General features: G+C 41.1%; 22 protein-coding genes. 6 read left to right on the top strand and 16 right to left on the bottom strand.

Annotated features, from left to right (window positions below; translation table 11 throughout):
• Nucleotides 1-24: 24 nt before the first annotated feature.
• A complete protein-coding gene (ychF, locus tag ACUNWA_RS15690; protein ID WP_445592871.1) occupies nt 25-1,125 on the bottom strand; it encodes a redox-regulated ATPase YchF in 1,101 nt (366 codons plus the stop codon).
• A 254-nt stretch (nt 1,126-1,379) separates the two neighbouring features.
• On the opposite strand from ychF, the gene ACUNWA_RS15685 reads away from it, so the two are divergent.
• Genes ACUNWA_RS15685 through ACUNWA_RS15675 form a run of 3 tightly spaced genes read left to right on the top strand, consistent with a single transcriptional unit; the run spans nt 1,380 to nt 2,927 of the window.
• Complete coding sequence (locus tag ACUNWA_RS15685; RefSeq protein WP_445592870.1) at nt 1,380-1,925, top strand: RNA polymerase sigma factor; 546 nt, start codon at nt 1,380-1,382, stop codon at nt 1,923-1,925.
• 56 nt (nt 1,926-1,981) lie between these two features.
• Nucleotides 1,982-2,443 carry a hypothetical protein gene (locus ACUNWA_RS15680; RefSeq protein ID WP_445592869.1) on the top strand — a complete coding sequence of 154 codons (462 nt, stop codon included), beginning with the start codon at nt 1,982-1,984 and terminating at the stop codon, nt 2,441-2,443.
• A gap of 19 nt (nt 2,444-2,462) precedes the next feature.
• Complete coding sequence (locus tag ACUNWA_RS15675) at nt 2,463-2,927, top strand: hypothetical protein (RefSeq protein ID WP_445592868.1); 465 nt, start codon at nt 2,463-2,465, stop codon at nt 2,925-2,927.
• A 34-nt stretch (nt 2,928-2,961) separates the two neighbouring features.
• Here ACUNWA_RS15675 and hutH read toward each other — a convergent pair whose 3' ends face one another.
• The 10 genes from hutH to ACUNWA_RS15625 form a co-directional block, all read right to left on the bottom strand.
• Nucleotides 2,962-4,458: a histidine ammonia-lyase gene (hutH, locus tag ACUNWA_RS15670; protein ID WP_445592867.1), complete on the bottom strand. Its 1,497-nt coding sequence runs from the start codon at nt 4,456-4,458 to the stop codon at nt 2,962-2,964.
• Nucleotides 4,459-4,623: 165 nt separating this feature from the next.
• Nucleotides 4,624-5,988, bottom strand: coding sequence for a histidine--tRNA ligase (gene hisS, locus ACUNWA_RS15665; protein ID WP_445592866.1), 1,365 nt, complete (start codon nt 5,986-5,988; stop codon nt 4,624-4,626).
• 92 nt (nt 5,989-6,080) lie between these two features.
• Nucleotides 6,081-6,437, bottom strand: a complete 357-nt coding sequence (locus ACUNWA_RS15660) for a DUF4870 domain-containing protein (RefSeq protein WP_445592865.1) — start codon at nt 6,435-6,437, stop codon at nt 6,081-6,083.
• An 84-nt stretch (nt 6,438-6,521) separates the two neighbouring features.
• Nucleotides 6,522-8,582 carry an acetate--CoA ligase family protein gene (locus ACUNWA_RS15655; RefSeq protein ID WP_445592864.1) on the bottom strand — a complete coding sequence of 687 codons (2,061 nt, stop codon included), beginning with the start codon at nt 8,580-8,582 and terminating at the stop codon, nt 6,522-6,524.
• 137 nt (nt 8,583-8,719) lie between these two features.
• Nucleotides 8,720-9,490, bottom strand: coding sequence for a sensor histidine kinase (locus ACUNWA_RS15650; protein ID WP_445592863.1), 771 nt, complete (start codon nt 9,488-9,490; stop codon nt 8,720-8,722).
• Nucleotides 9,491-9,512: 22 nt separating this feature from the next.
• A complete protein-coding gene (locus ACUNWA_RS15645) occupies nt 9,513-10,373 on the bottom strand; it encodes a sigma-70 family RNA polymerase sigma factor (protein ID WP_445592862.1) in 861 nt (286 codons plus the stop codon).
• Between the two features lie 89 nt (nt 10,374-10,462).
• A complete protein-coding gene (locus tag ACUNWA_RS15640; RefSeq protein WP_445592861.1) occupies nt 10,463-10,771 on the bottom strand; it encodes an isoamylase early set domain-containing protein in 309 nt (102 codons plus the stop codon).
• Nucleotides 10,772-10,815: 44 nt separating this feature from the next.
• Nucleotides 10,816-12,057 (bottom strand): glycoside hydrolase family 57 protein, encoded by a 1,242-nt coding sequence (locus ACUNWA_RS15635; protein ID WP_445592860.1) that lies wholly within the window; start codon nt 12,055-12,057, stop codon nt 10,816-10,818.
• 22 nt (nt 12,058-12,079) lie between these two features.
• On the bottom strand, nt 12,080-13,387 hold the full coding sequence (locus ACUNWA_RS15630; RefSeq protein ID WP_445592859.1) for a glycosyltransferase family 4 protein: 1,308 nt from the start codon (nt 13,385-13,387) through the stop codon (nt 12,080-12,082).
• 25 nt (nt 13,388-13,412) lie between these two features.
• Nucleotides 13,413-13,610, bottom strand: a complete 198-nt coding sequence (locus ACUNWA_RS15625) for a hypothetical protein (protein ID WP_445592858.1) — start codon at nt 13,608-13,610, stop codon at nt 13,413-13,415.
• Between the two features lie 488 nt (nt 13,611-14,098).
• Here ACUNWA_RS15625 and ACUNWA_RS15620 point away from each other — a divergent pair, with 488 nt between their 5' ends.
• From ACUNWA_RS15620 to ACUNWA_RS15610, 3 genes are all read left to right on the top strand, one after another.
• A complete protein-coding gene (locus ACUNWA_RS15620; protein ID WP_445592857.1) occupies nt 14,099-16,333 on the top strand; it encodes a hypothetical protein in 2,235 nt (744 codons plus the stop codon).
• A 161-nt stretch (nt 16,334-16,494) separates the two neighbouring features.
• Nucleotides 16,495-17,310 (top strand): hypothetical protein, encoded by an 816-nt coding sequence (locus ACUNWA_RS15615; protein ID WP_445592856.1) that lies wholly within the window; start codon nt 16,495-16,497, stop codon nt 17,308-17,310.
• Between the two features lie 93 nt (nt 17,311-17,403).
• Nucleotides 17,404-18,387, top strand: a complete 984-nt coding sequence (locus ACUNWA_RS15610) for a hypothetical protein (protein WP_445592855.1) — start codon at nt 17,404-17,406, stop codon at nt 18,385-18,387.
• A gap of 129 nt (nt 18,388-18,516) precedes the next feature.
• On the opposite strand, the gene ACUNWA_RS15605 is transcribed toward ACUNWA_RS15610, so the two are convergent.
• The 5 genes from ACUNWA_RS15605 to ACUNWA_RS15585 all read right to left on the bottom strand — a co-directional run bounded on the left by ACUNWA_RS15605 (nt 18,517) and on the right by ACUNWA_RS15585 (nt 24,414).
• Complete coding sequence (locus ACUNWA_RS15605; protein ID WP_445592854.1) at nt 18,517-20,664, bottom strand: S46 family peptidase; 2,148 nt, start codon at nt 20,662-20,664, stop codon at nt 18,517-18,519.
• 86 nt (nt 20,665-20,750) lie between these two features.
• The gene (locus tag ACUNWA_RS15600; protein WP_445592853.1) at nt 20,751-21,332 is read right to left on the bottom strand and encodes a Maf family nucleotide pyrophosphatase; all 582 of its coding nucleotides are present in this window, start codon (nt 21,330-21,332) and stop codon (nt 20,751-20,753) included.
• Nucleotides 21,332-21,862 (bottom strand): KdsC family phosphatase, encoded by a 531-nt coding sequence (locus tag ACUNWA_RS15595; protein WP_445592852.1) that lies wholly within the window; start codon nt 21,860-21,862, stop codon nt 21,332-21,334. The genes ACUNWA_RS15600 and ACUNWA_RS15595 overlap by 1 nt, the downstream gene beginning before the upstream one ends.
• A gap of 4 nt (nt 21,863-21,866) precedes the next feature.
• Nucleotides 21,867-22,637 (bottom strand): Rossmann-like and DUF2520 domain-containing protein, encoded by a 771-nt coding sequence (locus ACUNWA_RS15590; protein ID WP_445592851.1) that lies wholly within the window; start codon nt 22,635-22,637, stop codon nt 21,867-21,869.
• Nucleotides 22,638-22,836: 199 nt separating this feature from the next.
• Nucleotides 22,837-24,414 (bottom strand): O-antigen ligase family protein, encoded by a 1,578-nt coding sequence (locus ACUNWA_RS15585; protein WP_445592850.1) that lies wholly within the window; start codon nt 24,412-24,414, stop codon nt 22,837-22,839.
• Nucleotides 24,415-24,554 lie beyond the last annotated feature (140 nt).

The following is a 24,554-nucleotide window of genomic DNA, read 5'->3' as shown; positions in this document are numbered from 1 at the left end:
CCTTATAATATTCTAAAAATGTATTTACACATTAAAACGGAAATGCATGATGTCGCCATCCTGAACAACATACTCCTTTCCTTCGACAGCCATTTTACCTGCTTCCTTGCAAGCTTGTTCTGAGCCTAAAGTCACAAAGTCGTTGTATTTAATGACTTCGGCCCGGATAAATCCTTTCTCAAAATCAGAGTGAATAACTCCAGCAGCCTGAGGTGCTTTATATCCTCTATGATAGGTCCATGCCCGAACTTCTTTAACTCCAGCGGTAAAATAAGTTTCTAACTGAAGTAACTGATACGCTGTTTTAATCAGCTTATTCACGCCGGACTCTGTCAAGCCCAAGTCCTCCAAAAATAGTTGACGCTCGTCGAAGTCCTCCAATTCTGCAATATCAGCTTCCGTAGCAGCAGCAATCATTAGCATCTCGGCCCGCTCTTCTTTTATGGCTTCTTTAAGAGCCTCCACATGAGCATTTCCATCTACAACAGCCGCTTCATCCACATTGCATACATATAAAACCGGCTTATTGGTCAGCAACTGGAGATCTTTAGCTAGCTTAGCATCACTTTCATCCAACTCAACAGTACGCGCCGATTTTCCCTGAAGCAAAACCTCCTTGTATATTGATAGTACTTTAAACATGCGTTTGGCTTCCGGATCATTGCCGGTACGAGCCTGCTTTTCGACTTTCGCAATGCGGCTTTCAACCGTTTCCAAATCTTTCAGCTGCAACTCAATATCGATGGTTTCTTTATCACGAACCGGGTCAATCGTTGTATCAACATGGGTTATATTTTCATTTTCGAAACAACGCAACACATGAATAATGGCATCTGTTTCGCGGATATTACCAAGGAACTTATTTCCCAATCCTTCGCCTTTGCTCGCGCCACGAACCAGACCGGCAATATCAACAATTTCAACGGTTGTAGGCAACACACGCTCTGGGTTAACCAACTTCTCCAGTTTAATCAGCCGATCGTCCGGAACCGTGATCACCCCAATATTGGGTTCAATCGTACAAAAAGGAAAATTTGCCGATTGCGCTTTTGCATTTGACAAACAATTGAACAAGGTTGACTTTCCCACATTCGGAAGTCCTACAATACCACACTTTAAAGCCATTCTTTCTCTTCTTAAAAATTGAGGGGCAAAGTTAATCCTTTTTGACTATTTTTGGACATCCAATTTTTGCCTTGGATAATAATTTAACAATGCAGTCTGAATAAGCGAGATGAAAGCAACTATATCACTAGTCCGCCTTTCATTACACAGTGCTTTTCACCAACAAAAAACAAAAACGCTCTACTAAATTGCGGAGCCCGATTAAACTTTCACGAAGAAAACGAATCTATCATACTAAATCATCCGGCAAATTCATGAAAAGCGACCAGCAAATTATAGCTGAACTAAAAAACGAAAGTACCAAACAAGCTGCTTTCCGTGCGTTGGTATCCCAATACAAGGAACGCCTGTACTGGCATATCCGCAAGATTGTGCTTAGCCATGATGATACCGATGATGTTTTGCAAAATACCTTTGTCAAAGTTTGGCGAAACATTGACGGATTTCGAGAGGAATCCGGTTTGTTTACCTGGCTGTTTCGGATTGCGACCAACGAATCGCTGACTTTTATCTTACAAAAAAAGAAGCGGGCTTTTATAAGCCACGAAGAAACCAACACCTACATTTTAGAAAACCTGGAGACCGATCCTTATTTCGATGGTGATGATATTCAGTACAAATTACAAAAAGCCATTGCCCGCTTACCCGACAAGCAACGGCTAGTTTTTAACATGCGCTACTACGATAACATCAAATATCAGGACATGGAAAAGATACTCGAAACATCGGCCGGAGCACTAAAAGCATCCTATCACCATGCCGTGAAGAAAGTTGAAGAATACTTAAAATCAGAAGAATAGAAAAAGAGCTTACGAGTAACATTAAACTTTTTCAAACTCAAAGAGTCAAAACGACGATGAAAGAAAAGAAAGACATATGGACTGAATTAAAAAATCAACCCTCCAAACCTCCTTTTAAGGTGCCAGAAGGTTATTTTGATTCGCTGGAAGATCGGATCGAAGCCAGAATTAACGGGGAAACAGAAGAAGTTTCGTCGCAAGGCAAACTCATCCGGATGCTCAAACCGCTATTAGCGATGGCCGCCAGTTTTGCCTTAATTTTCATGCTGGTTTATTATCCTCTGAGTGTTTTCCTGCCCTCTTATTTGGCAAAAACATCGGATGTGCCCATGGAAGAATCGAAGACTTTATCAGAAGATGAACTGCTATTTTCTTATTTTTCCAGCTCAACACATTCAATCTATGATTTATTTAGTGATGATGAAGTAGTTGAGGAAGACGTCGACGCAGAAGAATTATTGGATTATTTATCTGCAGAGATGAACGAGACGGAGATTTATGCTTCATTAAACAATTGAAAGTAAAAACATGAATAAGATGAAAAAACTTATTTTATTTTTGGGAGTCCTACTCCTAACGACAAGCTATTTAGCAGCACAACCGGAGATTAAGCGTAACGATGACTGGATGCAAAAAATAAGGGCAGAGAAAATTGCTTTTCTGACCACCAAGTTGGAGTTAACGCCGGATGAAGCGCAAAAATTCTGGCCAGTTTACAACGAGTTTGAAGAGAAACGTTTCGATATTCATATGCAAAGAAGGCATATGGAACGACAAACCATGGACGAATTGGAAGGCTTAAACGAAAATGAACTCAAAAAAATATCGAACGACTTTATCGGTCTGTTTCAAAAAGAAGCAGACCTAATGAAAGAATACAACGATAAATTCTTCAAAGCTCTTCCGGCAAAAAAAGTGGTTAAGTTTTACGACATGGAAAATGATTTCAGGTCGCACATGCTTAAAGAGTACCGACAAAAACAACACAAGGGAAACCGATAAAAGACAAAAAAGGCCGAAATTTCGGCCTCTTTTTTTATGCAAATTTTCCTTTCTCCAGAAAGGCAATTGTTTCATTAATTCCTTCATACATCAGTGTATCCTCGCTGACGAAGGGCACATATTGGCGATACTCCTCCAAGAAACCAGTCAAATAGTCGGAAGTTTTCAGGGGCTTTCGAAATTCCATGGCCTGCGCTCCATTGTATAATTCAATCGCCAATACTTTCAGCACATTGTCGGTTACTTTCAGCACCTTGGTGGCTGCATTGCCGCCCATACTCACATGATCTTCTTGTTCGTTGGACGAGGGAATTGAATCCACCGAAGCTGGAGTGCACAGCTGTTTATTCTGGCTGACAATGGAAGCCGCCGCGTATTGCGGAATCATAAATCCGGAGTTTAAGCCCGGATCAGCCACCAGAAATTCAGGTAAGCCCCGCTCTCCGGAAATCAGCCGGTACGTTCGTCGCTCTGAAATGCTGCCCAGTTCAGCCATGGCTATCGCTAAAAAGTCGAGAGACAGTGCCAGCGGTTCGCCATGAAAGTTCCCTCCGCTAATGATCAAATCATCATCAGGAAATACCGTTGGATTATCGGTTACGGAGTTGATCTCAATCTCCACCACACATGATACATATTCCACGGCATCCTTTACCGCCCCATGCACTTGCGGAATACAGCGAAAAGAATACGGATCCTGCACATGTTCCTTTTTACGCTTGATAAGCTCACTACCATCGAGCAACTTCCGGAAATTCTCTGCCGTATCGATCTGACCGGTATGTGGACGAATTTGTTGCACCTGAGCCATAAACGGCTCAATCAGCCCATCAAAACTATCGAGCGAAATGGCCCCAATCACATCGGCATATTTTACGACTTTAAAAGCTTTCAGCAAAGTAAAAACCCCATGGGCACTCATAAACTGGGTACCGTTTAGCAAGGCCAATCCTTCCTTAGCTTCCAGCCGGATGGGCTCCCACCCTTTCTCTTTCAGCACCTCAGCCGATTTTACTTTCTTAGCTTGATAATTTACCGTTCCCAGTCCCAATAAGGGCAAAAACAACATGGCCAAAGGAGCTAAATCACCACTGGCACCAAGCGACCCCTGTTCGAAAACCTCAGGCAAAATATCATTATTAAAAAGATCCAGAATGCGTTGTACTGTTTTGAGCTGCACCGCTGAATTACCCTTGGCTAGGGCATGTGCTTTCAATAGCAACATCAGGCGAACAACATCCTGCGGAACTTCGGCTCCAATGTTACAGGCATGTGAAACCACCAGGTTTTCCTGCAGCTTGCTCAATTCGGCCTTAGAAACCTTGATATCGCACAAGGCTCCAAAACCAGTATTTATGCCATAGATCGGATCTTCGCTTTGAGCCAGCTTCTGATCCAAAAAAGCTTTTGATTTTTGAATTAACGAAACTGATTCATCCGAAAGAATCAGCTTTTTCTTTTCTTCCAGAATCTCTTCAATGAGCTGGAAATTTAAGGGATTTGGGGTGATATAATGACAATTTGACTCCATCTTTTTTTTGTTTTAATCATTCAACAATTCGTTGTTCAATTTAAAAAGAAAGAGTTCAAGTCACGGGCAACGCGTGTCGCTACCGACTCCCTTTACAGGCCGATCATCACGCCCAATTAGTATTGTTCTTCTTGTCCACATACAAGCAAGAACGTCAAATTCGAACTACTCCGAAAGGATTTTTATCAGTTCTTCGGGGCTTACCAATTGCTGATCGCCCGACTTCATGTTTTTCAGCGCCAGTTTACCCTGCTTAATTTCTTCTTCGCCAACCATTACGACAAAAGCAACCTGCTTACGATCAGCCCAAGTCATTTGCTTTTTCATTTTGGCGGCTTCCGGATAAATCTCTGCATTCACCTTATTGGCGCGCAAACGAGCTAAAATGGGTAAACAGTAGGCTTCTTCCTTTTCACCAAAATTAACAAACAACACTTTCGTTGAAGCAATGCTATCTTCAGGAAACAATTCCAATTGATTCATTACATCGTAAATACGATCAGCGCCAAACGAAATACCGACACCCGAAACATCGGGCATGCCAAATATCCCAGTCAAGTCATCGTAGCGACCACCGCCACAAATGCTGCCTATTTGTACATCCTTTGCCTTCACCTCAAAAATAGCACCGGTGTAATAGTTCAATCCGCGGGCTAAGGTCAGGTCGAGTTCAACTTCGGTAGTCAACTCAAATCCGGACAAGTAACCAAACAGGGTTCGCATTTCATCCACCCCTTTTTTACCCACCGTTGAAGCTCCAATCACCCCTTCAATCTGATCCAGCTTTTCGGCATTGCTTCCACTCAGCCTCAGAATAGGTTGCAGTTTATCCACCGCGTCCTGCGACACGCCTTTATCCAACAGCTCCAGGTTGACTTTCTCCAAACCAATTTTGTCGAGTTTGTCGATGGCAACCGTAATGTCGATCATGCGATCGGCTTCACCAATGATTTCAGCAATACCGGCCAAAATTTTCCGGTTGTTGATTTTCACCACCGTATTCATTTTCAACTGTGTGAACACATCGTTGATGATTTGGACCAGCTCCAGCTCATTGAGCAAGGATGTGCTTCCAATCATATCCACATCGCATTGGTAAAATTCGCGGTAACGTCCTTTTTGAGGGCGGTCGGCACGCCATACCGGTTGTATTTGGTAACGTTTGAAGGGAAAAGAAATCTCGTTACGGTGCTGCACCACAAAGCGGGCAAAGGGCACCGTTAAGTCGTAACGCAAACCTTTTTCCGAAATTTTATTAGTCAGGCGGATGCTGTTGCGCTCCTGCAACTCATCTTCAGAGACTTTGGAAATGAAATCGCCTGAATTCAGTATTTTAAAAAGCAGCTTATCTCCTTCTTCACCATACTTTCCCATCAAAGTAGAAAGGTTCTCCATAGCCGGTGTTTCAATAGGTTGAAACCCGTAACGTTGAAAAATTTCTTTAACTGTGTCGAAAATATAATTCCGGCGAGCCATCTCTACCGGTGAAAAGTCGCGTGTTCCTTTTGGAATCGAAGGTTTCTGAGCCATAATCTATTTTTCTAAATTGGAATTGCAAAAGTAACTAAAAACAAGAAAAGCCAGAATCGATCTGGCTTTTTTCAATACTTTTTCCTTTTTCTTCACTTCAAAAAACGAATGGACCAAGGGTAGCGGTAAAATTCGCCTTCATTAGCTTTTACTGCTGCAATAATGGTAAACACAAAAGCTGCAATCCCGATAATGGCCAGAAGCAAAAGACCAATGCCAATAATTACCAGCATTCCGGAAACAAGAATGAGAATAGTAACGGTAATCTGGAAGTTTAATGACTCTTTCCCCTGATCTTCCACAAAGCTGTAGTCATCCTTTTTCATCAGGTAAATAATTAAAGGGCCTACGATATTTCCCGCAACGGGAATAACCAAGCCGGCAAAAGCAGCCAGGTGACAAAGCATACCCCACATCCGCTCGTCCCTATCATCTATTATTCTGTGCATAATTATTTTTTTCCTACAAGATAAAGAAGCATGAGCTTAAATCAAAACGAAGTACCGATCACTCATGCAATACTCCGTCTAAAATTACTTCTCAATTCGAATTCGGGCATCAACCGCTAGTATTTTGTCGCCTTTACCCAACAAGGGATTGATGTCCATTTCTTTTATCTCTACCGCAAAACGCAACATGCTGGACAACCGAACAATTATTTCAGCGAATTTACGCTGATCAGCCCCCTCTTGCCCGCGGTAGCCTTTGATTATTTTATACGACTTCAGATTTTTAATCATCGACGAAGCTTCGCAAATCCCCAGCGGAGCCAATCCCGACGTCACATCTTTCAATACTTCCACCATCGTGCCACCCATTCCGCAAAGGACAATGTGCCCAAAGCGGTCTTCGTATTTTGCGCCAACAAACAGTTCAATGCCGGAGGCCATTTCAGCCATCAACACGGCTTCCGTTTCCGGAACATTCATCAAGCGCTTAAACTCATGCAGCACCGTTTCCTCGTCATGCACATTGAGCACCACGCCCCGAACATCGCTTTTATGTACCGGACCAATTACTTTCATCACCAAAGGCCAGCCGAGCTCAGCAGCCGCGTCCAATGCTTCTTCGGGAGTGACGGCCACCAGCTCCTTCACACGCGGAATTACCGCTGCATCGAACAAACGGTGAACCACTTCGGGCGGTTGGTAGCCATTATCAGCCTCATCAATAATCCGTCGAATCTCGGGAATATCAACCCCATCCAGAAAAACCTCATCGGTATGTGGCCTCGGGGTACTAGCCACTTTAGACAGGGCACGCCCCAATAAAACTTCATCCGGAAAATTGACATTGCCTTCAGATAAGAAATAAGCCACATCATCGCTTACATTGATCACGGAAGGCAGGATGGGATAAATCGGCTTTTTGCACGTATGCATTTTCTTATTGAGCACCTCATACACATCACCAACCGGAAACAGACCAGGACTTCCATAAATAACGGCCATCCCATCCACTTCCTTGAAATCATTGTCGCAAGCATCGATTATCGTCCCCAGCTGCTCGGCATTACCGGTAGCCAGAAAATCGACGGGATTTTCAACCGAAGAACCAGGAAATAACTGTCCTTTCAGCTTTTCCTTGGCCGGCGAGTCCTGAATCTGCGGAATCTTTAGTCCTCCAGCTTCCAGGGCATCAGTCAACATTACTGCCGGGCCACCTGCATGGGTGATGATAGCCATGCGTTTGCCTCTCATTTCTTTACACATAAATACGCAGCCAACAGTCGTCAACTCTTCGCGACCGTAACAGCGTACAATGCCCGCCTTTCGGAAAAGCGCCTCCACGGCCAGATCGGAGCTAGCCATAGCACCGGTATGCGACGATGCGGCACGACTTCCGGCATCGCTGCTTCCGGCTTTGATGGCCGCAATTTTACAGCCCTTTTTGATAAGCGATGACGCGTGCTTCAACAATTTGTCCGGATTCTGAATACTTTCAATATAAAGTAATTTGACCCGCGTACTGGTTTTCGGATCAAACACATCATCCATAAACTCCAGTACATCTTCAACCCCGACCTGCGCCGAGTTGCCCACGGAGAATACACTGGCAAAATGCAAGCCCTTAGGAATACCGGACTCCATGATAAAAACAGCGGTAGCACCGGAGCTGGAAATAAAATCGCAGCCCATCTGGTCGAGCCTGGGAACTGGCGTAGTAAAAACACTGGCATGTGCCGGAGTGATAATTCCAATGCAATTGGGGCCAATTAAGGATGCGCCATAAGCATTAACGGTTTCCACGATTTCCTGTTCCAGCTTTTTTCCCGCTCCACTTTCCTCACTAAATCCAGCAGAAATAATGATGACCCCTTTGGTATTTTTATCACGGCACAGCTGCAAGGTGATCTCTGGACAAAGCTTGGCCGGAACAGCCAGCACTGCTGTCTCAACGGGTGGTAATTCAGCTACAGACGGAAATGCTATTAAGCCCTGAACTAGCTCTGTTTTGGGATTGACAACATACAAATCGCCATCAAAATTATTATCGAGCAGGTTTTTGAGTAGTTTCCCTCCGGGTTTGGCCACATCGTTGGAAGCACCAATAACAGCAATGCTTTTCGGCCAAATGAGTTCTCTTGTCAGCATATATTCAGTTTATTTTTATCAAAAATACGAATTCCCTGCACTTAGTCCCTGATATTATTCAGGATGAAGCAGAAATTTCGTTTGAGCTGCCGGGGGGTGACAGCGTCTATTGACCATCAGATGGCTGACTTTTCTTCTCATTTATCAGGAAGCGAAACCGTGAATCGACTGCCCTTCCCCAACTCACTTCCGACCCTAATGTGTCCATTCAATCGCTCAATAAGCTCTTTGCAGAGGGAAAGGCCCACTCCCAGCCCACTTTCATTGGCCGTACCCGGAGAAGAAAACTCTTTACCCAAACGGAACAAATTAGCGATGTCTTCCCGGCTCATTCCAACGCCGTTATCAACAATGCTTATTTCTATCTGCCCGTCATTTTTCGTAGAATAAATATCAACCTTTCCCGCAGGATATGTATACTTAATGGCATTACTCAACATATTAGCCAGGATAACACGAATAATTGCCGGATCGGTACGCAGACTATTCTTAATTACACCGACATGCGTTACTGAAATACTTTTTATTGTAGCGGCTTCAGCATAGGGTGCCACAACTTCTTCCACTAATTCCGACAAGTTCACTTCCTCCAAACAATCTTCAATGTTATCAAACTGCGTTTTAGCCCATTCTATTAGCCGCTCAAGCAAGTCAAACGTCAACTTTGCCTGCGAATGAATAGAATGAATGAAGTGCTGAGATTCAGCATCAAACTGTTCACTTTGCTTTAGTAACAGTTGAGAAAAGCCAAGAATACTATTAAACGGGTTTCTTAAATCGTGAGACATAATCAGGAAAAGCTGATTCCGCCTATTGAGTAAACACTCCAATTCTTCATTTCGCTCCTGTAGCTTTTCAATCACTTTCTTTTGGCTGGCAATAAACTCTTTCAAAAATTGATTTTCCATAATTTCCCCCAACCTAATCGTTCTACAAATACCCCTTTAACGATCTGTTTTGATAGTTTTCCTTCAACTTCTTGATCGCTCGCTCTTTCATTTGTCTGACTCTCTCCTTAGACAATCCCATTTCTGTAGCAACATCAGCAAGGCTCATTTTATGTAATTCATTTAAGCCGTAATAGTGTCGAAGCACATTCGCTTCGCGATCATTCAATTTAGACAAAACCCGATCAATTTCTTGCCGCAATGAATTTTCAATCAAATTATGATCCGGGCTTGGCGAATCATCATTAAGAATCACATCATACAAGCTAGCTTCCCCATCTTCGTCAATTCGTGAATCCATTGAAACAGGATCAACCGACAGTTTTTGAGCATCCGCTACAACTGCACTTGTTATTTTAAGTAGGCTGGCAACCTCCTCAAGTGAAGGCTCACGTTGGAATTCCTGCTCAAGTTTCACTAAGGCATTTTTCACCTTTATGATTGATCCAATTTTATTGAGTGGTAACCGAATAATCCTCGACCTTTCGGCCAGGGCCTGTAAGATAGACTGCCGTACCCACCAAACGCAATAAGAAATCAGTTTAAAACCGCGTGTTTCGTCGAACCGCTCAACCGCTTTGATTAAGCCAATATTTCCTTCATTGATCAAGTCGGGCAAGCTAAGACCAAGATTCTGGTATTGCTTTGCCACCGAAACAACGAACCTCAAGTTAGCTTGTACCAGTTGTTTTAGAGCACCACTATCGCCCAGCTTAACCCGTTTAGCCAACTCAGCTTCTTCTTCAGCAGTCAGTAATCGAAATTTCCCGATCTCTTTCAAATATTTTTCTAACGAATCAGATTCTTTTACCGTTAGCTGCTTGGTTATTTTAAGTTGTCTCATCGTATCTAGTCTTAAAGCGAAGAACAGATTAACCAAGTGAACCTGGCTCCGCAAACAGAAGAATCCGTCAACAAAACCGGTTCACACGACTAAAGCTCGATCACTGAGTTTACGTCCCCATGGGCAATTCCATTGGGCACAAATTGATCCGCTTCTGGTTCATTCTCCCAAATTGTATCGTTGATTAAATATTTAAATTGGTATAACTTACCGGAATCAAGCCTAAGCGTTTGAGAAAAATTGCCGGATTTCAGTTTTTTCATAGGTTCACAATTAACATCCCAATCGTTGAAATCGCCTGCAATCCGAACATTCCCAATATTTTCAACTCGATTTTTGAGGCTGAAAGTCACTTTGCAAACCCCATTGTTCTTTAAGTATTGCTTTTTAAAACTCATTGTTCTTTGACTTTTTAGTTTTACATTTTTGGTTATTGGTATTCTTAGGCAAACGCCATAATTTTCTCTTCGTACTGAATCATTTGTTGCTGTTCTTTCTCCATCAGGCGTTCCAATCTGATTGAGAAATCATTCAATACATTCATATAATTAATGAATGCTTCATAAGGGTTATCGAATGGATTAAAGGACACCAAGGAGTTATCATCGCGAACATTATCGGTAGACATATAAAAGAAATGATCCTTTGTTTGCAAATACTGCCAATCTCTTATCAGTTCCATATCAAAGCAATTATGCATTTTATCACTTAACTTCCACAGGTTTTCAAATGCTTCTTGCTGGAGTTCATTACTGAGCCAATCATATAAATCGCAAGTTATTTTTTCATGATATTTTGGATGCGATGCATGAATAACACCAACGGATTGATGCTGCTCAATAATTTGGGAAGGAGTGCTAAACTTAAATGATGACTTTTTAAATACGGCTGATGGCAAAAAGCTCAAAAACTCAAAAATTCCAGTTTCCGACTTTTGACGTTCACCAAAGGTTTCGTAATCCATAAAAAGATTAATAATTTTCTCCTTTTCAGAGATTGCATTTAACCACGAAACGAATTTATTGGCATCCAGCGGCCAGCCACTCCAATTTGGATCAGCAAACCGGAAAGCAATATCGTCGCTCAACTGATTGTTTTTCAACAATACGGCCAAAGAAGGTTGCAGAGCGTTACGATAGAGGTAATTCGGACTTCTCCATTCCAAAATATGTGGAGAACCTTGTGCAAGGATGGCCTTATAGCCCATGTCAGCAATCACGGCTCCTATTTGATCAGAATAGATCAGTCCGGTATTGGAGAAAACAGTAGGCCGGATTCCGAAAATGGTTTCCATGGCATCAGCATGCTGTTGCACCTGCTTTCTGAATTCAGTTTTATCAATCAGAGAAGCTAACGAGCGGCTGTAAGGTTCGGCTACAAATTCAACACATCCTGTTGCTGCAAGTTCCTTGAAGCTTTCTAAAACTTCCGGAGCATAGATTTTAAATTGATCAATTGCCGTACCTGAAATTGAAAATGTCAGTTTGAACTGTCCCTGGTAATGATTGATCAGATCGAGGATTAGTTTATTCGCAGGCAAGTAACAATTTTCAGCGATCTGCCGGGTAAAGTATTCATTCTGATAGTCATCATAGTAGTATTCAGAATTCCCGATATCAAAAAACCTGAACCGTGTCAACCGAATCGGCTGATGAACTTGAAAAAAAAGATTAATCGACTTCATACAAAAGATAAATTGATTATGACTAATTTAAAAAAGACGCATTCGACTGGATTGCAGACCGATAGACTTTACTCACCTCGATAGCCGAGTCTTCCCACGTCAGATTGTGGACTTCCTTTCTACCTTGCCTGACTAGCATTTTTGACAGTTTCGGATGTGCTAATATCCCGTGAATAGCATCAGCCATGGCATCAATATCCCAGTAGTCGACTTTAATCGCATTGCTCAGAATTTCAGCAACACCAGATTGGCGGGAGATAATAACTGGCACCTTGGCTTGCATCGCTTCCAATGGTGATATTCCGAAAGGTTCAGATACCGATGGCATGATATAAACATCGCTCATCTGTAACATTTGAAGAACATCGTCACCTTTAAGGAAACCCGTAAAATGAAATTTGCTCGACAGTTTCAATTGAGCAACACGCTTGACCATCCGATTCATCATGTCACCACTGCCTGCCATGACAAAACGTACATTGTCATAATCTTTCAAAACACGACTGGCAGCCTCGATAAAATACTCTGGTCCTTTTTGCATCGTGATCCGTCCTAAAAAAGTCACTATTTTTTCGTTAATTCCTTTTCTAAACGGGGCTTCATGCTTTTTCATGTAAGGTTCGACTGCATTGTATACCGTTACAATCTTAGCAGCGTCAATTCCATACTTATCAATCACCACCTTACGGGTAAGATTACTTACTGTAATTATTTTGTCAGCAGCCTCCATTCCTTGCTTTTCAAGCGCAAACACATTTGGATTAACATGACCACCGCTCCGGTCAAAATCAGTGGCATGCACATGAATGACTAAAGGTTTCCCCGACACTTGCTTAGCCGCTATTCCCGCGGGATAGGCCAGCCAGTCATGTGCATGAATAACATCAAACTCATTGTCTTGAGCAATGACATTAGCAACCAAGGCATATCGTGCAATTTCAGCCATTAAATCCGGACCATACTTGCCCGAGAACTTGACTTTTCCTTGATTATCGGTTTCAATCCACGATTTTGTTTCTGCCACAGTGTAAGAGCTTTGCCTTCCATATTCTTCCGGATCAACATAAGGCACCAACTTTGAGCTAACCTCGATACAATCAAGTACCTCGCCAAACTTCTTGAATTTCACCCTGCGATTGAAAATTGGGACATCACCAGCACCAATCAGCGTCATCTTGCTTCGATCCTCCCCTCCAAAAACTTTAGGAATAACGAACGTTACTTCAATATCATTCAATTTTGAAAGACCTTTGGTCAAACCATAACAAGCTGTACCCAAGCCTCCGGAAATATTTGGCGGGAACTCCCACCCAAACATCAATACTCTCATAATTAAACCTGCATAATAAGATTAGTCATCGTTCAATTTTTTCATGAGCGGACAACTGCCAATCGACAATAAATGAAACGTCTTCACCTGTGGGAACTTTGGCTGGATAAGAATTAACAACTTGTTTAGATACGCGATGTAGCAAGGCAACTTTATGAAAACTTGTTCTGTGAGATGCCTTTCGCTTTAAAAAATTAATAGCTTCATTTTTGTGGTCACTCATAATTATTGATTATTTTAGATATAATAAATTGGCACGATTTCTACTCACCCGAACACAAAAATATTGATACTGAACTTTATTGCCGTATTTATTCCTGTTCAGTTTTTGTTCATTTTATTCATTCATGAAAAATCAAATTGAGAACATTTGTTTAAATCCTAAATAAGCCGTTAATTCAAGTTGTAAATGACATTAATATTTCTTAAATTAACCTATAGAAACCAACCAATGAGACAATGAACCAGGAAGTCAAAATATTAATGACTGAGCTCTTAAAAAATGAAGTCCAAACTAAATTTGGACGAAGTATATCTTACGCAAAAGATTGCGAGGAGCTAGCTCAACGCATAAAAGATGAAACAAAACGCCCTATAAGCCCCTCTACTCTCAAGCGAGTTTTCGGAATCATTAAATCCTCTTTCGCACCCTCCCTATTTACTCTTAATACACTCTCCATCTTCCTTACGTTTAGTGAGTGGCAAGAGTTTATGAATTATTTTGAAAAAGAGAAGCACCACTTTTCAAACGAGGAGAGTTGGGATAGTTTAAAAAAACGAACTAACGAGATAACCAACAAAAGCCTACAATCGCTAAAAAATAAAATGGGCAACAGGTATAAGAATCTTCCTTTTCGTCATTTTGCTGAAAAGAAAATTGCTCGTTTCTTATCCTCCCATCAAGTTGCAACGGCCTTTATTGCTCCTGATAGCTACGGAAAAACTCCGATTATTGTTCAGTTGGTAGAAAAGTTTTCTACTGGCTCTAATGCTCTATATCCCAACGATATTCTTTGTTTGGTTGACGGCACGATCCTTTACAATCTTGTGACAAATCACAAAAAAATCAACCGTCTGTATAATTTGATTGAATATAATCCCCAAAATAGTTTCAGTACTATTTTTCGCGATCGCCCGGAGCTTGTAAAAGGTAAATTTATTTTGATTATTGATGAAGTCGATGACATCTATTCCTCTGACGTGAAAACAAGTCAATTCATTGACAATCTGCTGAAACTCATAATCTCGTACGAAAATATCAACTGGTTTAAAGTTTTGATAACCTGTACTCCAAGAACCTGGAGAATATTTCAGGAAAAAATTCAAAAAAACCAGCTTATGCAAAGGCTATGGTATAATGTTCCTTTACAAGGAAGCGAACAGGATTTCATTAACATCCCCTTATTAAAAAACAAAGAGATTGATGAAGTATTTCGAGAAAAAAAGCTGCCCGACAACGTAAATGACCTAAAACTTCACAATCCTGACCTACTGAATATTCTCAGGAATCCCTATTTACTGCATTTATTCATTTTATCGGGAAAAACCAATAAAGATTTGAGAGATATTGATTTACTCAACCTGTATATCAAAAAGATGGTTTTTACCCCTCCCTTGTTAAACGAAAAATACTCAGTCTTAAACTCCTATTTTGATTTATGTTCTAAAAGTCAAAAATGCATGGAAGTAAAAAAGGAAGATCTGAAACTCTCTTCCTCCGATAAACTGGCCTATATTGAATTGATACGAATTGGATTCTTTTACGAATATTCACTCGTTGACGAATATTTCTCACTAACAACCTATGTCAGTTTTTCTCACCATTCGCTTTATGCCTATTACATGGCCAATATTCTATTAAAAGACAAAAACTTAAGAATAGAAGAACTAAGAGATAAAATCAAAGTTTATGAAAAATCCTCCAAGCTGCAAAGATCGCTCGTTGAGTACATCTTAAAAATATTGTTAAAAGAAGAGCGAATCGAACTGCTAAAAGATATTTTCACACTGATTGAAAAGAAAAAGATTCCTGAAGCGCCTTCAATTCATTACAAATTGTATTGGTGGAGTACCCTAACCTCCATTTTGAGTGATGAGATGAGAAAAAAACCGTTGATACGTAAAGTTCTGCTACCTGTTTACGCTCAATCAGAAATTGGACAAACTATTTTTTTCGAACGATTCTTCGACTTTGACTGTTTAGGGCTCACTTCCGGAGATGAACTTGAACTATTGGCACAAGACATTCAAACACCTCAATGTGTTTACTTCATCCATTTCATGAATTTCATGCAATACTTTTTGAGCGATGACCGAAATCAATGCCATAAAGAGTATAATAACATCAAAAAACTCCCAGTCCCAAAAGAAGAGAGTCCATTAAACACTTCCTACTATTTTATACCACAAATCATTTACCAGTCGGTTTATAACAAGAAATTGGATGAGAGATTATTGGCAATGGTTTACCAAACGGCAAACAAATTCATCAAAAATGGCATCCAGAACCAAACTGAAATTCCAACCTTTGAATTTGGGATTCTATTTGCTTTAAACTATGGAAAGATGTCGAATGAAATTATTGACCTTTCTAACTATATTTTTGACAACTACGAACTTGCAAACCTGCAACTATTGATTTCCTATCAATTATTCCTATCTGTTTATGCAAGAGCTCTTTTAGAAAGCGGGGACGAAAAAAGAGCCCTTGAATTCTACAAACAGGTAAAATTTAAGCATCTTTATTTCCCAAAGCACATGAGATATTACATAAAAATCAGACTGATGCTTATAAAGGCTGAATTCTTAATTCATCAAAAAGAACATAAACGCGCAAGAAAAATACTCGATAAAATAAAAAGCATTTCCCTGAAACTCAAATTCAAATACTTTTATGACGAAGCATTTGAACTCCGCACTGAACTAGAGCAAGAGCAGTTGATCTAAAGTATCAAAACTTTATTGATGAAGGTCATGCTTGACGTCATCAAAACCAGTTGAGTAATTAAGCTAGGTCGATAACATAAGTCTCACTCTACTTTGCCTTCCGCCTTCAATACAAGATCCATTTCGGGTTTAATTTTTTTTTGAATAGTTTTGGTCTTAAGATGACAAATATTACCGAACAACGAATCATGGTTCACTGCGACTTTTCGGAGTCGATGAATGAAGCAATCGTTCATGGATTGCGAATAGCAACTATTTTCCGCAAAGAGTTATGCCTTTTTCATCCCCTGCAGAAGAAAAGTAAAGCCGAAAAACTAGCGGTACAGAAAGCATTAACAACCGTTATTCATCGCCTAAAAAAAGACGTATCAGACATTCCCATGTCCAGCCTCACACTAAAAGGTGATCTGGCCGGCTGCATTGACCGCGTTGCAGAACAATACGATGGCGTGATGTTAATTCTGACGTCAGAAAACATAAAAGCTAAAATTCAGGCTTTGCAAGTCAGCCAGATTCCGTTTTTGTTTGTAAAAGGAGATAGCCCCGAATCGTTAAGCTATAAAAAGGTGATGCTGCCGGTCGATTTCAGAAAAGTGATGAAAGACACCTCGCTTTGGGGGAGTTATTTTGGCCGTTTCAACCAAGCCGATGTCTCCATTTTAAGCGCGACCGAAAAATCAACCGACAACTCCACGATGATTCGAAAGAATTTGAAATTCATCGAACAATTGTATATGAAACTGCATCTCGATTTTCGGGTCACAAGCACCAGCAAAGGCAGCTTTGGCCTGCCACACCAAGCTCTGGAACGATGCCACAGCGAAAAGTATGATTTACTGATTATTCCTTCGAGTAAAAACATCAGTCTGATCGATCTCATTATTGGGCTCCCTGAAACGAAAATTCTGAAAAAAGCCGGGCACCTCCCCGTCCTTTGCATCAACCCCAAACGCGACATGTATATTCTGTGCGATTGACCGCTAGTGGAATTCCTATAATTCAAAATTTTATTATTCCTTTGTAAAACGACCAACAAATGGGTCGGACAAACCATTCAATTCTATGAAATCATGCGTGCAATTCTAGTATTTGTCCTTCTTTTTACGGCCGTAACCGGCTTTACTCAAAAATTTGAATATGATGTTTTATTTCATGGAATTGGGGATAACCGCGAATATTTTAGCGGCGTAGCCAACTCGCAAACCATCCTTGGAGAACAAACCAGCTTTGCCATTGGAACAACAGTAGATGGGGTACACGAATTTCGGATTGGCCTGAGTCATTTGTTCGAATTCGGAAGTGAAATAGCGGATCAAAAAACCAAACTGACCGCCTATTATCATTATTCGGATGAACAAAAAGAATTTTACTTCGGGGCTTTTCCGCGCATGGGTTTGATTGATTTTCCTTTGGCTTTGATTACCGACACCTTTTTATACTACCGCCCCAATATTGAAGGCTTGTACGGAAAATATAACTGGGACTGGGGTCATCAAAGTGCTTTCGTGGACTGGACAGGACACCAGACCGTAAGCCAGCGAGAGACCTTCATGGCTGGCTTTTCGGGAGAAATGCGCCAACAAAGTATCTTTTTTCAGAACTACATCACGCTGTTTCATTATGCCGGAACTACGCTGCGCCCCGAAGGCGAGAATATTCACGATAACTTGGGTGCTGCTCTTTTCCTGGGCTCCGATCTGGATCAACTGCTTCCGCTTGAGAATTCATACGTCAAACTAGGAATGCTTTACTCCAAACATCGCGAACGTCATGTTTCTGATGGCTATAAGAATGCAAACAGCCTGCTGGCGGAGTTTTATGGTGAAGTCAGGCAATTGGCTTTACGCTCATCCCTAAATTTTGGCAATGGACACACCATCATGAATGGCGATCGTTTTTATGATGCTGACAGCTACTGGCGAACCGATCTTATTTGGCGCTTTATTGCCAGCAAGCACGTAGAAGGCCGTTTCAATCTTTCTTTTCACCTGATTGACGGAAATGATCTGGACCAATCGCAACAATTATCCATTATTTATCGCTTTGGAAATTAATACTTAAAAACCAGCGTGGCGTAAACTTAGTCATCCATTTTTTTTTTAGCGAAATCCTGAATCGACTAACCAAAAAGGAGATAGCCTCTATTTAGACCATCTCCTTTTGATTCATTCTCAGCTTATTTGTTACTCGCGAACCAGTTCCATTTCATCCAGCAAATAGCCTGCTCCGGCAAACTTATCAATGATAAATAAAACGTATCGAATATCAACCATAATGTTTCGGCATTGATCCGGGTCGAACATGATATCGCTCATGGTACCTTCCCAGCAGCGATCAAAATTCAGTCCCACCAGCTGTCCTTTCGCATTAATAGCCGGACTCCCCGAGTTTCCTCCGGTTGAATGGATAGAGGCGGTATAGGCTACCGGCATCTGACCATCAATTCCGTATTCACCAAAATCGGACGTTTTGTGTAAGGCTTTCAGTTTTTCAAGAACCTCATAATCGGGGTTTCCCAGTTGGTATTTCTCCATCACTCCCTGCAAGGTCGTCTGGTAAGCGTACTCCACTCCATCACGGGGTTGGTAACCTTCAACCTTACCATACGCCACGCGTAAAGTGAAATTCGCGTCGGGATAGAGTTGGAAATTCTTTTCCATCGCCATAATTCCCTTCATGTATTGCTGTTGAACGTCTGTTATCCTGTCTTGAATCGACTGATAAACGAGCTCAACATTCTGCTGGTAGTGCACACGCAGCGCATTGTACAATTCGATGACCGGATCTTTTTGTAATTTGGAAATTCCTTTAGTGTCAAAGTCCGCAACAAGCTCCTGTAACTTTTCGGGATCGGATAAAACCGACTTCTCATAAACTTTACGAATCAGCTTTTCGTCATCGTATTTGGCTAGAAGATTGGTGAATTCTTTCGGCAGAAAGCTTCTATCCAGATCGCTCCGAAGAAGTCGAAGCAATTCCGTGAAAAGCTCCTGATCTGTTTCCTGATCATAGTCATCGAAATATTCTGTCATTTTCAGGATCAGGGCCTTCCGAACAAGCTGATGGCGTTCTTCATCCAAGCGGTTCCATCCCTTATCATTTCTAGGAAAAAAATCTGCCAGTTTAAAAATATCAATTCCTTTAAAAACAATCTCCTGGTAATAGTTATAGGCCTTGTCGTATGGTAGCAAATCAACATACAATTTCTCGAACTGAGGCAAAACTGATTTATAGGCTTGCTCCAATGTATCGCTTTGCAGATACCAAAGTTCAAAATTGGCTTCGTAAGCTTGCTTTTGCTTGATAGCATTCAGTCGGTTCAATCCCCGGACTTCGCCTTTCCAACGTTTCCATGAATTACTCGTTTTCGCGTACTTCGATGCATATTGAATTCGAACTTTCGGATCTTTTTTCATGTGTTCTGAAAAAATATCAAGAATAGCTGTGCGAATTTTAATGCGATCCGGGTTACTCTGATTAATGATCATATCCACCGCTTGCGAAGGCAGGTATTGCCGCGTGGAACCGGGATACCCCATCAGCATCATGAAATCATTGGGCTGAATTCCTTCCATGGAAACCGGCAACCAGCTTTTGGGTTTGTAGGGCACATTGTCTTCCGAATAAGCCGCTGGCTCATTATCTTCATTGGCATACACCCTGAAAATAGAGAAATCGCCGGTATGGCGAGGCCACATCCAATTGTCTGTGTCGCCACCAAATTTGCCAATAGCCCTTGGTGGAGCTCCTACTAAACGAACATCAGTGAAAACCTGATACACATATAAAAAGTACTGGTTGCCGTAAAACAAGGGTTTGACAACCGCTTCATATTTTCCGTCTTCTTCGGCTTGTTGCTGAATCCGAAGGATATTAGCATCCAACTTTGCTTCCAGGGAGTCGCCCTCCAGAGATACTGTCCCTGCAAAAACCGAATCAGACACATCAACCATTCGCTCCAAAAACTTGGCGGTTAATCCCGGATTGGGCAGTTCTTCGTTCTGCGACATGGCCCAAAAACCATCCGACAGATAATCTTGCTCAACAGAGCTGTGCGACTGGATAGCCGAAAAACCACAATGGTGATTGGTCAGCAGCAAACCCTTATTTGAAATTATCTCGCCAGTACATCCTGTTCCAAAAATAACAACCGCATCCTTCAGGCTTCTCTGATTTACACTATAGACATCTTCAGGAGTCAGGCGAAAACCCATCTCTTGCATTTCTTCAATCGTATACTTCTCAAGTAAGGTTGGGATCCACATCCCCTCTTTAGCCGTGCCCGAAAGACAAAGCATTGCAACAATAACAAAAAGGACTATTTTTTTCATTTATCGGGAAATTTTTCAGCAATAAAAATTCAACAACACATGTATTGAAGGTTGGCTTGTGAAAACGTAGTACGCTACTAAGCTGACTAGAATAATTTTAGGAACTGGTAAACCTTGTGAACCGGAAGTCCCATGACATTAAAGAATGAGCCTTCAATTTTTTGAACACCAACAAATCCAATCCATTCCTGTATTCCGTAGCCACCTGCTTTGTCGTATGGTTTACAACGCTCTACGTAGTATTCAATTTCATCATCAGACAATTCATCGAACCAGACTTCCGTAACAGCATGAAACGAATACTTCTGTCTAACAGATTGAATATTAACTCCGGTGATAACCTGATGTTGACTTCCCGACAAATGTTTGAGTAAGGCAATGGCTTCCTGCTTAGTGGCAGGTTTTCCAATCACTTCTTCATCCTTCCATACGATGGTGTCGGCGGCAATCACCAAACAATTATCCGGCATCTGTTTGCGTATGGCAGTGCCCTTCAGTTCAGCCAGATATTCAGGAATGGCCGTCATTCCCAATTCGGGAGGGAAATACTCTTTAACATCCGAAACTTGAACTTTAAAATCGAGTCCGAGTTCTTCCAGCAAACGCTTCCGCCGAGGCGACTTAGAAGCCAGTATAAGCTGATATTTTTCCAAATTCTGTAGTACCATTAAATTGATCTCCAAAAATATGAGTGTTCATTAATCCACGTATCCTGAGCCTTCATAACTTGTTCAATAATATCGCGGGCACAGCCTTCGCCCCCTTTCCTATCCGAAATATAAGAAGAAATTTCCTTTATTTCGCTGACGGCATCCAAGGGACAAACAGCAACTCCTACGGTTTGCATCACTTGGTAATCCACCAAATCATCGCCCATGTATAGTACTTCTTCCAGCGCAACACCTGTTTTCTGCATAAAATCATTCAGGCATTTCATTTTATCGCGGACCCCCATATAAATGTGTTCTACCCCCAGATTCGTGTACCGTGTTCTCACCAGCTCCAGGTTTCCGCCCGTAATAATCCCTACCTGATAACCCATATTCAAAGCATTACGAATGGCATAACCATCTTTCACATTGGCTGTTCGGGTGGGTACTCCTTGTTCATTCAAGGTCATGGTATCCAGCGACAACACGCCATCAATATCAAAAATCAGTGCTTTAACTTGCTTCAGTTTATCCTTAAAAAATACCATCGTGCTATTTGCTGTTTTTAGTTTGATAAATACTTTCAGACACAAAACTATAGATTTTCTGCAGTTCTGGCTTATCTGATAATAAATTCAGATGTTTATTGATGATTGTTTCATCAAATCTTACGGCAGGCCCGGTTTGAGCATCAATTGGTTTCAAATCCTTTACTTTTTGAGCGGTCTCCAGAATGAGCGGCTGCAGCATACTAAAATCCATCCCTTTATCCTCTAAAAGGCTGTCCCCTATTTGATAAAAGTGATTCACAAAGTTACAGGTAAAAACAGCTGCCAAATGCAAAATCTTCCGCTGTTCAGAATTGACGAAGCTCACCGTTTTTGATAAGCGATCCGCCAGTTTTTGCAATTCGTCATAAAACTCCGGCGTGTTGGCTTCCAAACAAATTGGGATACTTGAAAAATCAACATCACGCTTTTTCGAAAAGGTTTGAAGGGGATAAAACACGCCGAACTTATTGAAATAAGATGCGAGTATATCCATGGGAACACTACCTCCGGTATGAACCACCTTGGAGCTTCCTTTAATTTGGCTCAAAACCTGCTCCAAGGCATCATCTTTCACCGATACGATCACCAAATCACTTTTTAGCAAAGTAGACAAATCCGTTGTGTACGGACATTCTAAAACTGCAGCTAACGCTTTTGCTGAAGTTTCGGTTCGACTATACACCTGTATTATGTGAAGTCCGGCTTGTTTTAACGCTTTCCCCAATTGGGTCGCTAAGTTTCCGGCTCCAACCAAACTTATATTTTGAATCATAAATGTTCGTCTTTTTCAATCTTCAAAGTAACAAAAAACCATACAGAAACAGGATTTCAAGCAAAGCATATTTCAAATCAGATCACTTCAAGATTCTTCAGATATCATCGTTAAAATTCGAAAAGGCAATTGAATGAAAATAAGCCTGTATTATATAAATTCCCCTTGACTGATTCTTCAACTTAGGAACTTACTCAAATCAGATATCTGGCAAGCTTTCTACTGATTCGTCACTAGTTACAAAAAGGCAATAAAACAGGACAAAAAAACTACTCCCAACATGCGTTTCAAAGTTTGAATCACCAAAGTTCGCAATGAACATGCCGATCAGAAATAAGAAAAAAATCGGTTTCAGATAGCTCTGGGTACGTACAACCGGATAACAAATTGCGAATAAGATCCACAACAAACCGATAAGCCCAAACTTTACCATGTAATTTAAATATTGATTGTGGGCATCCGCAAATCGATCAGGATCCATCTGTGCTTTATTTCTCACATAAGCCTCATCATAGGCCGACTTCCAGTTACCGGTTCCCACTCCAAACCAGAAATGATCCTGAATAATCGTTAGCGCTGCTTTCGTATATTCAATTCGCTGCGAAAGCGATTGGTGGTTGGCGTAACCGGATTTAAAATACGTATCCAGTTCCCAAATACTGGTGTAAATACGGGGATAAAGCGATAAACCCTTTTTAGCCAGAAGATGATTGCTAATTCCAGCTTCTATGTATTGAATATCTTCTTTTGTGAGTTGAGAAACTCCAGCTGCATCCTTTCTCAAATCTTTGGATGTTAAGTATCGAACCAGCGTATATTTCACTTGGTAGCCATGCTTATCGATTTCATTGTATTTCAAATTGGCACGCTTATTCCAAGCCTTCTGCATTTCAGTTTCATTCCAATACAAACCGACATAGTGTCCATTCTCCAATTGCTGGTTATTCCAATCGTGGTAATAGGGATTTCCTTGCGCAGTCTGCTTATCCAGTTCAGCATCAACAACCAAATCAACGGTATAAAACCGATCGATAGCATAATACAAGTAACTAGCCGGTGCCAAAATGATAAATGCCATTGTAAACCAAGCGAGTGTTCGTCCTACTTTACTCTTGATTCTTGTGATCAGCAGGAACAATCCGACAGTGGCTGTTCCAATAAACGTAAGTAGTCCGGTAAACGATTGGTGCCAGATAAGAAAAAGGAATAGAAACAACAGTAAGGACAGCGTTGCAATTTTTAAGACCACTTTTGTCTTTAACCAGTTCTGAAAGAGAAGCACTGAACTAATCACTAGTGAAAAGACCACCTGAAAACTAAAGCGAATATGATGAATAAAACCAAATTCCTGAGCCTTTAGCACGGAAATTTCATCTTGCAAATAGAAATCGATAATGGTTATTAAAGCAGATACTGAAACAGAGATGACAAACAGCTTTAATAGCTTGATCAGTTGCTTCAACTTAATGGGACCTGCGATTATAAAAGCTAAAGGAATAATCAGGTATGGAATATTTTTTTGCAAATCATAAAGTGCCCATTTAAAGTCAGTGCTAAATAGGGTACCAATAATATAAACCAAGTAGATCGTCGAAAAAAGAAGTAAGGGCTTGTTCTGTTTGAATCGATTGGCTAAGGAGATTCTGCTGCGATACCAAAAGGAAATAAGAAACAATAATACTCCGAAAATAGAGATGAGTGCTTCGGAGAAAGGTAATGCCACCATTAATAGAACAAGCACACCGTAAAACCAGTTAATATTTTTCAATTGAATCATTCAGATATCAAAAGTATAAAACTTAAGTTTGATTGTCCTAAAATTATCCAAAGTCTCAAAAATAAAAAACCCGCTGCTCTGGAGAACAGCGGGTTTAAAAAGAAAGGCGATGACCTACTCTCCCACATTTCTGCAGTACC

It is taken from the genome of Sunxiuqinia sp. sy24 (genome assembly GCF_052677165.1).
The sequence above is the reverse complement of the archived record's forward strand: the minus strand, read 5'-3'. Positions and strand labels throughout refer to the sequence as shown.